At 71.5% G+C, this 12,168-nt stretch carries 12 protein-coding genes; 4 read left to right on the top strand and 8 right to left on the bottom strand.

Features of this window, described 5'->3' with window-relative positions:
* Nucleotides 1-38: 38 nt before the first annotated feature.
* Together ACZ3I3_RS37745 and ACZ3I3_RS37750 are read right to left on the bottom strand one after the other, a co-directional pair.
* Nucleotides 39-839 carry a zf-HC2 domain-containing protein gene (locus ACZ3I3_RS37745; RefSeq protein WP_467372293.1) on the bottom strand — a complete coding sequence of 267 codons (801 nt, stop codon included), beginning with the start codon at nt 837-839 and terminating at the stop codon, nt 39-41.
* The gene (locus tag ACZ3I3_RS37750) at nt 836-1,375 is read right to left on the bottom strand and encodes an RNA polymerase sigma factor (RefSeq protein WP_467372294.1); all 540 of its coding nucleotides are present in this window, start codon (nt 1,373-1,375) and stop codon (nt 836-838) included. The genes ACZ3I3_RS37745 and ACZ3I3_RS37750 overlap by 4 nt, the downstream gene beginning before the upstream one ends.
* Before the next feature lie 140 nt (nt 1,376-1,515).
* Here ACZ3I3_RS37750 and ACZ3I3_RS37755 point away from each other — a divergent pair, with 140 nt between their 5' ends.
* The 3 genes from ACZ3I3_RS37755 (at nt 1,516) to ACZ3I3_RS37765 (ending at nt 3,515) form a co-directional block, all read left to right on the top strand.
* Nucleotides 1,516-1,734: a hypothetical protein gene (locus tag ACZ3I3_RS37755; protein ID WP_467372295.1), complete on the top strand. Its 219-nt coding sequence runs from the start codon at nt 1,516-1,518 to the stop codon at nt 1,732-1,734.
* A gap of 385 nt (nt 1,735-2,119) precedes the next feature.
* Nucleotides 2,120-2,767 carry a GOLPH3/VPS74 family protein gene (locus ACZ3I3_RS37760; protein WP_467372296.1) on the top strand — a complete coding sequence of 216 codons (648 nt, stop codon included), beginning with the start codon at nt 2,120-2,122 and terminating at the stop codon, nt 2,765-2,767.
* Nucleotides 2,768-3,137: 370 nt separating this feature from the next.
* On the top strand, nt 3,138-3,515 hold the full coding sequence (locus tag ACZ3I3_RS37765; RefSeq protein WP_467372297.1) for a VOC family protein: 378 nt from the start codon (nt 3,138-3,140) through the stop codon (nt 3,513-3,515).
* A gap of 62 nt (nt 3,516-3,577) precedes the next feature.
* On the opposite strand, the gene ACZ3I3_RS37770 is transcribed toward ACZ3I3_RS37765, so the two are convergent.
* The 6 genes from ACZ3I3_RS37770 to ACZ3I3_RS37795 all read right to left on the bottom strand — a co-directional run bounded on the left by ACZ3I3_RS37770 (nt 3,578) and on the right by ACZ3I3_RS37795 (nt 10,642).
* Nucleotides 3,578-5,131: an amidohydrolase family protein gene (locus tag ACZ3I3_RS37770; protein WP_467372298.1), complete on the bottom strand. Its 1,554-nt coding sequence runs from the start codon at nt 5,129-5,131 to the stop codon at nt 3,578-3,580.
* 307 nt (nt 5,132-5,438) lie between these two features.
* A complete protein-coding gene (locus ACZ3I3_RS37775; protein WP_467372299.1) occupies nt 5,439-6,491 on the bottom strand; it encodes a Gfo/Idh/MocA family protein in 1,053 nt (350 codons plus the stop codon).
* Nucleotides 6,488-7,504, bottom strand: coding sequence for a Gfo/Idh/MocA family protein (locus tag ACZ3I3_RS37780; protein ID WP_467372300.1), 1,017 nt, complete (start codon nt 7,502-7,504; stop codon nt 6,488-6,490). Before ACZ3I3_RS37780 ends, ACZ3I3_RS37775 begins: the two co-directional genes overlap by 4 nt.
* 14 nt (nt 7,505-7,518) lie before the next feature.
* Complete coding sequence (locus ACZ3I3_RS37785; RefSeq protein WP_467372301.1) at nt 7,519-8,343, bottom strand: carbohydrate ABC transporter permease; 825 nt, start codon at nt 8,341-8,343, stop codon at nt 7,519-7,521.
* The gene (locus tag ACZ3I3_RS37790; protein ID WP_467372302.1) at nt 8,340-9,290 is read right to left on the bottom strand and encodes a carbohydrate ABC transporter permease; all 951 of its coding nucleotides are present in this window, start codon (nt 9,288-9,290) and stop codon (nt 8,340-8,342) included. The genes ACZ3I3_RS37785 and ACZ3I3_RS37790 overlap by 4 nt, the downstream gene beginning before the upstream one ends.
* Nucleotides 9,291-9,307: 17 nt before the next feature.
* Complete coding sequence (locus ACZ3I3_RS37795; RefSeq protein WP_467372303.1) at nt 9,308-10,642, bottom strand: ABC transporter substrate-binding protein; 1,335 nt, start codon at nt 10,640-10,642, stop codon at nt 9,308-9,310.
* A 215-nt stretch (nt 10,643-10,857) separates the two neighbouring features.
* Here ACZ3I3_RS37795 and ACZ3I3_RS37800 point away from each other — a divergent pair, with 215 nt between their 5' ends.
* Entirely contained in the window at nt 10,858-12,132 is a 1,275-nt protein-coding gene (locus ACZ3I3_RS37800) for an ROK family transcriptional regulator (RefSeq protein ID WP_467372304.1), read from the top strand.
* Nucleotides 12,133-12,168: the final 36 nt, after the last annotated feature.

Genomic DNA, 12,168 nt, shown 5'->3' on the forward strand with positions numbered 1-12,168 from the left:
TCTCTCCTGTTGATCCGGTTGATCCTGTTGATGGGGGGTCAGTTGCCACTGGTCAGGCGGCGGAAGCGCGTGGCGGCGAGCGGTGTGATCGCGGCAAGGGCCACGGTGGCCACCACCCAGTCGGCGGTGCTGCCCGGCTGAAGTACCGGGGACAGGGACTGGGCCGCCACACTCGGCAGCAGGACTGCCGCGGACCAGACCACCGCGAGTCCGATCGCCGCGCGCCGTACGCCGATGAGGGCGCCGAGCACGAGGGTGGCCCCCGTGAACGCCAGGCACGGCAGCAGGGTGAGGGCCAGCGAGGTTCCTGTGCTCACACCCGCCACCAGCAATGCCGGAAGCACGACGACGAGCACCGCGAGCGTCCGCCGCAGCACCATGGCCAGGCCGGCTGCCGGTGTGGTGGCGATCAGTTCCCAGGCGGGGTCGATCCGCCGGCTCCAGGCCACCGCGACGCCGGGCAGCGGAGCCACCGGGGCCAGCAGCAGCACGAGCGACGGCAGGCTCGGCTCGGCGGATTCCAGGAGTACGCCACAGCCCAGCACCGCGACGGTCACCGCGAGCCAGGGCAGCAGCGTCCACGCGAGCCAGCGTCGGTGCACGGCCGCTGCTGGTGTGCATTGCCGGGTCGGCGACGGGCTCGCTTCGATCGCCTGGCCGAGCGAGACGGCGACACGGTCGAGCAGATCCGTCGTGGCAGGGGTGGCCTTGGCGGCCAGTGACTCACGGCAGTCGGCGCACGCGTCCAGATGGACCTCGATCGACCAGAGCGCGGCGTCGTCGAGTCCGTGTCCGCCGTCCGCGTAGCGGGCCAGGATCGTGGTGGTGGGATGAGTCATGAGAGTGCCTTCCGCAACGCGATCCGAGCCCGCCGCGCGCGGGTTTTCACCGTGCCCTCCGGCATACCGAGCAGCACCGCCGTCTGACGGACCGACAGGTCGTCGAGCACCATCGCCTGCAGCACCTGCCGCAACTCCGGTGGCAGCCGCAGCAGCGCCTGTTCGAAGTTCTGGTCGACGCGGTTCGCCATCACCTCGTCCTCGGCGGCCGGCGCGGTCGTATCGAGCAGGGCAACCGTCGGCACCCGCTCCTGCCGGGCACGTCGACGGAACGCGTCGACGAGACGGTTCGCGGCGATCGTCCAGAGCCAGCCGACCGCACTGCCCTCGGTCACGGAGCCCGCATAGCTGCCGGCCGCACGCCAGACCGCCAGGTAGGTCTCCTGGAGCACGTCGGCGACGACGTCGTCGTCGGCGCAGCGGCGGCGGAGCCGCACCGCCAACCAGGGCGAAGTACGCCGATACAACTCGTCGAACGCCACCCGGTCACCACCGGCGACGCGACGCACGAGTTCTGCCTCGTCGAGGTCTGCCATCCCTTTCACGATCAGGGAGACGAAACGACCGTCCATTCAGGTTCTCGGACGCTTCGGCTACTGAAAGCAACAGCGCTTTACGCCGAGCGCGAGGTCGTCCAATCGCCGACCGGCCCGAATCGCACCATGGGCAGCTGCCCGTGCAGGGGTTCGCCGAATTCACCGGAGTCGTCGGCCTCGACGACAGCGCCCCCGACGCCGACCCGGCCGTGATCACTGGTTACAAGGCCGCCCGGGACCGCCCATTGACCCGCGGTCAGAAACGGTCCAACAAGGCCCTCGCCGCCGTCCGAGCACCGGTCGAGCACAGCTTCGGCCACCTCAAGAACTGGCGGTCCTCGGCAAGATACGAATCGTGACTGACGAACCAGGCGTGGTATCAGGTCGAAACAGCGGAGCCGGACCAGATCAGCTGAGACAACAACCAGCATCCATCCAGACCAGCGACGGCGGGCGAGGACGCTCCCGTAGTCCGACAGGGCGCCGGGGAAAACGTGTCTCGTTGACGGCCCGGGCGTCGGTCACGTGAGGCCGGTCCCAACCGCATCCTGAGCGGTCAACTGCGTTTGCACTTCAACCGGCCTGCGAGACCACGGCATGGGCACGTACGAGAACCTCACCGATCCTCATTCTCACTGGTCAGAGGCACTGGCCGCCAGGCCCGGCCCGGTCACCCGACTTCGCCGACGCGTGCCGGGAACCCCAGCCTCCGTTCGCTCATCTCTCTTTTGAGAGGGGGGTCCCATGACCAAGGATCTGACAATCGGCGAGCAGATCGTACTGCTCGCACTGGACGAAGAGGCCGGCACCCTGTGCGAAGCACCGCTGCGGGTGTCCCTTGCGGTTTCGGCGGCCGCCTTGCTGGAGCTGAGCTTCTCCGGGCGCCTGACGGAGCGTGACGGCGCACTCGTCGTCGCTGGAGCGTCGACGCCGGGGGATCCGGCGGCCACGGCCATGGCCGAGCGCATGCAGAGCCATCCCGAGGAGACGCCCCGCGAGTGGCTTCTGGCCGTACGCGAGAAGGCTCTCGACACGGCGTACCAGGGGCTGCTGGAGAAGGGACTGGTACGGGAGCAGGGACGACGGGTCCTCGGCGCATTCGGATCGGTGAAGCACCCGGTCACGGGACTGTCGGAACTCGCGGCATTGCGAGGACGGCTGGCAGCCGTCCTCGCACAGGGCCAGGAGCCCGATGAACGCACGGCCGCGCTGATCACCGTACTGCACCACGCAAGCCTCCAGACCGTCATGCCGCAGGGCCCCGGGGCGGAGGCACGCGAGTACCGTCTGGCCGCTATCGCCGAGGGGCAAGGTCAGGCCGCGGCACTCGGAGACACGATCCGCACCACGGTCGCCGCTCTCACCGCGGTGATCGCGTCGTCCGCCCTGTAGGTAAGGGGCGGGCGGACCCACTGGCCGGGCCCGCCGCGCCCGTGCCGTCCGCAAGGTCGACACCACTGGCAGGACAGCCCGTCCCCTGTCCGCCTGTCCGCCTGTCCGACGACAACGGTGAGAGGTGGTACCACGGATGCCGGGCCGACCGCGCTGTCCACCCTCATCGCAACGCTGTACGCCGCGGCGACCGCCGCCGAGGAAGCCACAGGCCGACCCGGTCTCCCGGATCCAGATCGGCAGGATTGATCAAGACGTCACACAGGCCCTACGGCGATGAACTCGCGCCGAATGGTTCGGGCCGTCCCATACCCGGACGTCAAAACTCAAACCGAGGGCTGCAAGTGAGCCGAAAGGGCAGAATGGCGGCATGGAACGCGTGACGGGCATCGGCGGCATCTTCTTCCGTGCCAGCGACCCTGAGGCGCTGGCCAGCTGGTATGAGACCCACCTCGGCGTTGGACGCCCACCGGAAACGTACGATGAGCGGTCCTGGGAGACCGAAGCCGGGCCAACTGTCTTCGCGCCGCTCCACAGCGGATCGGAGCACTTCCGCGCGCCCGGACAGCAGTGGGCGATCAATTTCCGGGTTCGCGATCTCGATGCCATGGTGGCCCAGCTGCGGAGCGCGGGCATCCAGGCCGATGTCCATGAGCAGGACTACCCCAATGGCCGGTTCGCCGAGCTCACGGACCCGGAGGGCACCCCGATCCAGCTGTGGGAACCCGCCGGAGCGGACGCCGTATGAGCATCGGGCTCACAAGCCGTCGTCCAGTCGATCACGTCGTCAGTCTTGCTCGAACGACGTCCTCAGGTGTGTCCGCCGCAGCCGCAGCCCGTCATGGTCGCTCCTTCCTGAGGCGGCGGGGTCTGTGCGGCGGCCTCTTCCACCGCCGCGAGCAGCCGGCGGCGTTCCTCCGGCGGGATCCACCTGCCGTCGACGACCACGCCGTGGATGCGGCGGGTGTTGCGGATGTCACGCAGCGGGTCGGCGTCGAGGACGAGCAGATCGGCGGCCTGTCCGCGGGCCACCGTGCCGACGGCGGGCAGGCCGAGGGTGCGGGCCGCGTCCCGCGTGGCCGCTCGCAGGGCCTCAGCCGGGGTGAGGCCGGCCGCCACGAGCAGCGCCAGCTCGTCGTGGAGGGCGAAGCCCGGGACTAGGTATCCCGTGCCGGTGTCGGTGCCCGCCGCCAGCCGCACGCCCGCGCCGTGCAGCTCGCTCACCAGCCGGAGCCGGTGTGCGAAGATCCGGCGGATCTGCCGGTCCTGCTCGGGGGTGCGCCCACCGGTCAGGGCCGCCAGCTGGTCCGGCCAGCTCTCCACCTGCCAGGCGGGCAGGTACTTCCACTCCTCGACCCGGGACGGGACGTCGTCGGGCAGCTCCAGCGTGCGGTGCACGCTGAGCGTGGGGACGACAGCTGTCCCGTCAGTCGCCAGACTCCGGAAGAGGGCGTCCGCCCGGTCCCGGTCGTAGCCCTGCACCGCCCGCCATTCGAGGGGATGCACCTGCTGGAACCAGCTGTGGTAGCGGGACAGGCTGCTGGGGTCGCGCGGGTCGATCCGTACGGCGGCCAGGCGGCGCCGTATCTCTTTCTCGTGCCGTGAGGTGGCCAGGAGCAGCGCGTGCAGGTGCTCGATGGTGCGGTGGCCGGTGGCGCTCGCCTCCGCGATCCGTACGGTGTCGGGGCAGTGCCCGAGGTGGGGGATGCCCTGGCGCCGGGCCTCGTCCGCGATAGCGAAGTAGGCCTCGCGGGACAGGCGGGAGTACACCTTGACGAAGTCCGCGCCCTCGCGCTTGACCCGCCGTACGGCGCGCCGGGCCCCGGCCGCGTCGCGCACCTCGATGGTCGGACCCACGTCGGCCGCCCACAGTGAGGGCGCGCCGTCGACGATGGGGCTGCCGACCACCCAGCGGGGGCCGAGCAGTGCACCGCTGCGGATCTTCTCGCGCCATTCGTGGTGGATCGGCTGGCCCCGCATCTCCCGGACCGTGGTGACGCCGGCGAGGGCGTACAGCGCCGGGATCACTGTCTCCGGGCCGTCGCTGTGGGTGTGCGACTCGATCAGTCCTGGGATCAGGTACTTGCCGGTCAGGTCGACCGTGCGGGTGTCCGGGTGAAGCCGGGTGCGCGCGCTCGGGGCGAGGCCGGTGATGCGGCCGCCCTCGACGACGACCGTCATGCCGGGGGCCGGGGGTGCTCCCGATCCGTCGATCACGGTGACGTGGGTGAACGCCAACGGGCCGGTGCCGGCGCCGTTTCCGGCCCTCCTCCCGGTCGCGCGTGCCGTGCCGGCGGGCGCCGTGCTCGTCAGTGCCGCACCCGTCACGACGGCGGCCCCGGCCAGGAACCCCCGTCGGGCCATGCCGTGATGTGCCCCAACTGTTGCTTCGGACATGCTGTTTCCCCTCCTGCTTGTGACCCCTTCGGCCGTGTCCGCCGACCCCCACGACTCTGGCGGACACAGGGCCGTAGGACAGTGCGGCCAGACGGTGTGTATGAGGGTGTTGCTGGGACCACCGGGGGCCTCCCCGGCAGGGGGCCACCGAGCCCGGCGTCGTGCGGATGCGATACAGCCGTGGCCAGCTTCAGGCGGAGTCGGCGCAGCACCCCGAGTACAACTCCCAGAAGGTCGCACTCTCACTGACGCGAGGCCGGCTCATCGCACCAAGTCACTCAGACGGGTGGATCCGTCCGGGATCGTCCTCGCTCGTGTCGGGCAGGGGAACAGGCTGGCCGCTCCGCAGTGACGCGTAGGCCGCCAGAACGATCCGCAGGCTCCGCAGTCCGGCCTCGCCGTCCGGCCGGGGGCGGCGGCCGGTGCGGGCGGCGTCGAGGAACTCCTCCAGCATGGCCGCGTCGAGGTCGTCACCGCCTGGTTCCCAGCGGGGGCGGGCGGCGGTGGAGTCGAAGCCGCCGAGCAACCGGGGGAAGGCGTCGAACTCGACGATCCCCTTCTCGGCCACGCAGGTCAGGGCCAGGCCGCCCCAGGTCGGGTGGTCCTTCGGCTGGCTCCAGCTGCAGTCGATGGCGGCGACGACGCCGCCCGGGTAGCGGACGGTGACAAGCCCCGCCGTCTCGACGCCGGCACCGACGTCCGGGCCCAGGACGTCGTTGGCCTGGGCGTAGACCTCCACGGCCTGTTCCCCGCCGAGCAGCACGTCCATCAGGTCGGCGATGTGCACGGTGTGGTCCATCACCGCGCCGCCGCCCGCCAGCTCCCGGTCACCGAACCACGGCCGGGACGCGGCGGGGTTCCAGCCGTTGTTGGAGCCGTGGACACCGACGAGTGGGCCGAGCGAGCCGTCCTCCACCGCGCGGTGCAGGGCGGCGAAGGCCGCGCCGAACCGGACCGGGTAGGCGGTCATGAGGCCGACTCCGGCGCGGGCGCACGCGTCGATCATCGCCCGGGCGTCCGTCTCCGTGGTGGCGAGCGGCTTCTCGCACAGCACGTGCGCGCCGACCGCCGCGGACCGCTCGACCAGGTGCCGGTGCCGGGAGTTCTCACTGGTCACGATGACGGCGTCGGGCCGCAGCGCGAACACCTCGTCCCAGCCGGCGAGATACGGCACGCCCAGCCGCTCGGCCAGCGCCGCTCCCCGGTCCGGATCGTCCGGCGGGGCGTCGGGGTCGGCGGTGAGCAGCTCCACGTCGTCGCGGCCGCGCAGCAGCTCGATGTAGGTCGGGGCGTGGACGTGGGCGAAGGACAGTACGGCGATCCTCATGCGGCTGCTCCTTCGGGTGCGAGCGGCGGGAGGAGCTCGACGGCCCGCCCGGTCCTGGCCGAATCGGCGGCGGCCGCGGCGATACGGACGGCCGCGACACCGTCGGCCGCGCCCACCCGTGGCTCGGGCCCGCCGGCGAATGCGTCGGCGAGTTCCCGTATCTGGGTGGTGTACGGCGACTCGCCGAAGTCGCCCGCCGGGATGCCCTCCGCCGCCCCCGTGCCCACCGTGCCGACGATCCTGAGGCCGGGCGAGGCGAGCGAGTCGTGCCGTACCGTTCCGCCGGTGCCGGCGATGTGGAAGGTCGTGCGGAACGGTGTGGCCGGCGGCGCCCACACCCCCACGATCTGGCTGATGACGCCCGTGGCGTGGGTGAGCACCGCGGTCCCGGTGGCGACCGCGCCCTCGGGCGCCGGGGCGGTGAGGTGGCCGCTCTGGTGAGCGTGGACGCGTACGACCTCACCGAACAGCCAGCGGGCGATGTCCATGTCGTGGATCATCTGGTCGACCAGGATCCCCCCGGAGCGCGTGGGGTCGGCGAACCAGCCGCTCCATGCCGGGTAGCGGCCGGTGCGGGTGAACCGGGCCACCGCGACCCGGCCGAGTCCGCCGCCGGTGATCAGGGGGTGCAGCCGGGCGTAGGCGGGGAAGAAGCGCACGACGTGCCCCGGGTAGAGCCGGACCCCGGCGGCTGCTGCCGCGGCGGCCATCTCCTCGGCGTCGGCGGCCCTCAGTGCCAGCGGCTTCTCGCACAGGACGTGTGCCCCGGCGGCCACGGCGGCCAGAGCGATCTCGTGGTGGGTGTCGGTGGGGGTGCAGACGTCGACGACATCCGCTCCCTCCATCGCCTCCTCGCGGGAGGCGACCGCGGCCTGGCCGAACTCACTTGCGAGGGCGGGGGCCTGTCCGTCGGGGGCGTAGACGCGTACGCGGGCGCCGAGCGTGGTCCAGGCCGGCAGGTGGGCCCGTGCTATGCCGCCCGCGCCGATCAGCGCGACGTCGAGTTGTGCCATCGGGGTGGGGTCTCCTAGCCCTTGAGGGCGCCGCTGAGCACGCCGTTGATGAAGTGCCGCTGGAAGAACAGGTAGACGAGGACGACCGGGGCGATCACGATCAGCGTGGCCGCGGCGAGCAGGGGGACGTCGACGTTGTACTGGCCGGTGAAAAAGCCCAGTCCGGCCGGGGCGGTGCGTTTCGCCGGGTCCTGGATCAGGATCAGCGGGAGCAGGAACTGGTTCCAGCTCCACACGAAGTACAGGACGCCGAGGGTGGTCACGGCCGGGCGGGAGCTGGGCATGAGCACGCGCCACAGCGTCGTCCAGGAGGAGGCCCCGTCCAGCCGGGCGGCCTCGATGAGGCTGCGCGGCACGGTGGCGAAGTGGGCCCGCATCCAGAACACGCCGAACGGCATGAAGGCGGCGATCTCGGCGAGGGCCAGCCCCGGCACCGTGTTGGTGAGGCCGAGGGCGCGCAGGTCGTAGTAGAGCGGGATGACGGTGACCTCGGTCGGGATGGACAGCCCCAGCAGGAGGTAGCCGTAGAGCTTCCCGCCGCCGGGGACGTCCATGGTGGCCAGCGCGTACCCGGCCAGGGTGGCGCACACCACGGCCGCGGGGACGACGGCGAGCGCGATCACGGCGCTGGAGCGCAGCAGCGGGCCGAACCCCGCGGCGGACCAGGCGTGGACGAAGTTCTCCAGGTGGATGCCGTCCGGCAGGGCCAGCCCGGTCAGCGGTGTCCCCGCGGGCTGGAGGGATGCCAGGAGCAGGGAGAGGAACGGGACGAGTACGGCGGCCACGAAGACCGTCAGTACGACGGGCGCGGCGAAGTCACGTCGCTGACGTGCTGTCATGGACGCTCCTTGGCCAGTCGGTTGATGACGACGACGGCCACCGAGATGACCAGTGTCAGGACCACCGCCAATGCACTGGCCAGGCCCACGGCACCGCCGCCGAAGGCCAGCCGGTAGATGAGGATGCCGGGCACCACGGTGCTGTTGCCGGGGCCGCCACCGGTGGTGATGTAGATCAGGTCGAAGCTGGACAGGGCGGCGATCACGGTGATCGACAGGGCGACCGCCATCTCCGGCCGCAGCAGGGGGACGGTGATCGACCAGAACTCGCGGACCGGGCCGGCCCCGTCCATGCGTGCGGCCTCGTAGATCTCCTGGTCGATGCGCTGTGTCCCGGACAGGAACAGCACCATGCACAGTCCGGCCACCACCCAGGTTCCGACGAGCCCGACGGCCGGCAGCGCCCAGGTGAAGCTGCCCAGCCACGAGTCGGTCAGCCGGCCGAGGCCGATCGCGCGCAGGGCCTGGTTGAGGGTGCCGTTCTCGGCGTACACCCAGCGCCATATGACGGCGACCGCGACCAGTGGGACGACCTGCGGAAGGAAGAGCAGCGTACGGATCAGGGAGGTGCCGCGGCGGCCCGACCGGCGGGCGACCAGGGCCGCCGACACCAGGCCGAGGGCGATGGGCAGGACGGAGAAGAAGACGATGAGCGCACCGGCGTGCCAGGCCGCCGCCCGCAGTTGTGGATCGGTGGCCACACGGCGGTAGTTGTCGAGGCCGGTGAAAGACGGCAGGGTCACCCCGTCCCAGTCGAACAGCGACAGGTAGGCGGTGTGCAGGGCCGGCAGCACCGCGAACAGGGTGTACGGCAGCAGTGCCGGCAGGACGTACAGCAGCGCCACGGCGCGGCGGCGCCTGCGGGTCGTGCTCGGCGAGCGGGGCGGCGGGCCGGTGTCCTTGCGGACGGGGCGCGCTGCCCGTCGGGGCGTGGTGGTTGTCGTCATGTCGCGGGCCGACCTGGTCAGGAGTGGAACTGGTCGAAGTCGGCCTGGAGGGCGGCGAGGAACTTCTCGACGCCGGCCTTGCCGCCGGCGAGCAACTGGAGCTGTGTGGTGAGGGTGTCGGGCATCGTGGGGGTGGAGGCGTTCTGGATGAACGGCTGGAGCCCGGAGTCCTTCACGATTGCCTGCCAGCCGGTCCGTACGTCCCCGAGGAGGCCGCTCTGCTGCGGCATCGCGCCGGCGTCGGGTGCCATGAAGCCGGCCTTGGCGGTGACGGCGGAGGCCTGTCGGGTGGCGCAGAAGTCGAGGAAGGCTGCTGCGGCGGCCGCGTTCTTCGACTTGCTGGAGACGCAGTAGTAGACACCGGCTCCGGTGGTGCGCAGGGGGCCGCCCTTGGTGATCGGCGGCATGTTGAACAGCCCGGCGTCCTCACCGAGGCCCTTGTCGACCGCGGCGGCGGCCCAGTTGCCGCTGATCCGGAAGACGCCCTCGCCTCTGGCGAACGCGGCGGTGGCGTCGTTGTCGCTGGTGCCGTTGACCTTGGGGGTGACGTAGCCCTGGTCGACCCAGCGTTTGAGGGTCGTCGCGGCCGTCACCGCCTCGGGTCCGGTGATCTTGGCGCCCTTGCGGCCGAACGCCCACGCCTCGCGGTCCTCCGGCTTCAGATGGACCGACAGCAGCACGTTGAACGGGTGGTTGAGGCCGCCGTCGAGGTTGCCCGCGACGAGCGCGGTCTCCCCGGCGGCCTTGGCCTTGGCGAACAGGGCCTCCAACTCGGCCAGCGTGGCAGGCGGCACGGTCATGCCCAGTTTCCGCACCTTGGCCTTGTTGCAGTAGACGCCCTCGAACGACAGCCCGCCGGGCACGCCGTACAGGGCACCGGTGCCGGCCGTCCTGCCGTCGGCGCTGAAGGTGATCTGGTCCAGGCCGGGGAACCTGCGCGACCAGCCGTACGCCTTGCCGTAGCCGCCGACGTCGAGCAGCAGGCGTCCCTTGACCAGGTTGTTCATGCCGGAGACGAACTGGGCTATGTCGGGGGCGGAGTCGGCCGACATCGTGGTGTTGATGCTCTTGAGGTAGTCGTCCCAACCGGTGTACTGGCGCTTGAAGGTGACGTTGGGGTACTTCTCCCGGAACGCCGCGAGCAGGCCGAAGGTCATGGTGGTGTCGTCCGCGTCGGCGACCACCAGAGTGATCTTGCCGGTGGGTACGGCCGTCGAGACGGGAGACGCGCTGGCCGCGTCGGTGGACTTGGCGCCGGGGGTGAGGGAGCTGCCGCACGCGACGAGCAGGGAGGAACCTGCGGCGGCAGCGAGGAACGAGCGTCTGGACGGCGGAGCGGGAACGTGACTCATGGCGGGCTCCTGGAACGGCGGGAGAGGGAGTGCTGCGCGGGCGAGTGCCATGGAGGTGCGGGGCGAGTGCCATGGAGGTGCGGGCGGCGCGGGCAGGTGTGGCCAGGTGCGGGCGCCGAGTGGTTTAATAAAGCAGTTGCGTTTCATAATCGAGTTCAGGCCATGGCGCGTCAAGAGCAGAGTGAAGACTGTTGCCGACAGCAGGAGGTCGACCCTTGACCACATCGGAGCCGGACGCCCTCTGGCCGCTCAGCGGTGCCACGGAGCCGGGCCCGCCGACGGCGGTCCCCTCGGTCGTGGGTGTGGCCGACCTGCGTGCCACGAATGCGGCGGCCGTGCTCGCCGTCGTCCGCTCCGCCGACCCACACCCCCGGCTGTCCGAGCTGGTCGGAGCAACCAGCCTGTCCCGCCCGACCGTTGAGGCGATCGTGGAGGAACTCGTCGCCCGCGGCCTGATCGGTGTCACCTCCGCTCCGTCCGCCCGGGGCCAGCGCTCCCCCGGCCGCCCGGCCCGCCGTTTCCGCTTCCAGCCCCATGCGGGGTTCGTCGTCGGCGTCGACGTGCGGCCGCGGTCCGTCACCGCCTGCCTGGCCGACCTCGACGGCGAACCGGTCGCCGTCGAGCGCCGCGCGGTCCGCGCCGACGTCCCGGGCCCGGCCCGCGCGCGGGTCGTGACCTCGGCGATCCAGGCCGCCCTGGACCGGGCGGACGTGCACGTTTCCCGGGTGTGGGCGGCCACGCTCGGTACCCCCGGTCTGGTCGACCGGAGCAACACCCGCGTCCGCCAGGCGGACAACCTTCACACGTGGACCGAGGTGGACATCGCGGGCGTCCTCCGCGACCTTCTCTGCTGTCCGGTGGCCGTCGAGAACGACGCCAACCTGGCCGCGCTCGGCGAACAGTGGCGCGGGGTCGGGGCGACGGCCGAGGCAGCGGCCGACAGGACGGGGCCCGACCCCGCGACCGGGGAGATGGTCTTCGTCCTGCTCGGCGAACGCCTCGGCTCCGGCGTCATCACCGGTGGCCGCCTGCTGCGCGGCCACCACGGCGCGGCCGGCGAGATCGGCTTCATCCGCTTCTCCGGTGGCGGCCCGGCCGAACGCCCCGGCCTGGATCCGCTGCCCGCCGGCGCGATCCATGACGCGGCCGCGGCCGACCCCGACGCGGTCGCCACCGTCGAGGCGTACGGGCGACGGCTGGCCGAGGGCCTGGCCCCGGTCCTTCTCGCCCTCGACCCGGCCCTGGTCGTCCTCGGCACCGGGCTCTTCCCCGACCCCGCCCTGCTTCCCGCGGCGAAGACCCTGCTGACCGCGGCCCAACACCACGCCGACGGCCTGCTCGTCGACCCGCCGCGCTGGCACCTTTCCGCCCTGGGCGACGACGCCGTCCTCACCGGCGCGGTGCGTTTCGCGCTGTCATCGGTCGAGGTCGTGCTCCGGACCCGTCCGACCAGCCTCAACTCCCCAGGGCTCGCGTCTGGGCGACGGTGAGGACAGGGCCTCCGTACCGGCGCAAGGCCTGCACGG

The sequence above is a fragment of the Streptomyces sp. NPDC016851 genome (assembly GCF_055562795.1).

Excerpts from the sequence above, each read along its gene's own strand:
- ACZ3I3_RS37745 (WP_467372293.1), bottom strand. The coding sequence starts at position 839 with ATGACTCATCCCACCACCACGATCCTGGCCCGCTACGCGGACGGCGGA.
- ACZ3I3_RS37750 (WP_467372294.1), bottom strand. The coding sequence starts at position 1,375 with ATGGCAGACCTCGACGAGGCAGAACTCGTGCGTCGCGTCGCCGGTGGT.
- ACZ3I3_RS37760 (WP_467372296.1), top strand. The coding sequence starts at position 2,120 with ATGACCAAGGATCTGACAATCGGCGAGCAGATCGTACTGCTCGCACTG.
- ACZ3I3_RS37765 (WP_467372297.1), top strand. The coding sequence starts at position 3,138 with ATGGAACGCGTGACGGGCATCGGCGGCATCTTCTTCCGTGCCAGCGAC.
- ACZ3I3_RS37770 (WP_467372298.1), bottom strand. The coding sequence starts at position 5,131 with ATGGCCCGACGGGGGTTCCTGGCCGGGGCCGCCGTCGTGACGGGTGCG.
- ACZ3I3_RS37775 (WP_467372299.1), bottom strand. The coding sequence starts at position 6,491 with ATGAGGATCGCCGTACTGTCCTTCGCCCACGTCCACGCCCCGACCTAC.
- ACZ3I3_RS37780 (WP_467372300.1), bottom strand. The coding sequence starts at position 7,504 with ATGGCACAACTCGACGTCGCGCTGATCGGCGCGGGCGGCATAGCACGG.
- ACZ3I3_RS37785 (WP_467372301.1), bottom strand. The coding sequence starts at position 8,343 with ATGACAGCACGTCAGCGACGTGACTTCGCCGCGCCCGTCGTACTGACG.
- ACZ3I3_RS37790 (WP_467372302.1), bottom strand. The coding sequence starts at position 9,290 with ATGACGACAACCACCACGCCCCGACGGGCAGCGCGCCCCGTCCGCAAG.
- ACZ3I3_RS37795 (WP_467372303.1), bottom strand. The coding sequence starts at position 10,642 with ATGAGTCACGTTCCCGCTCCGCCGTCCAGACGCTCGTTCCTCGCTGCC.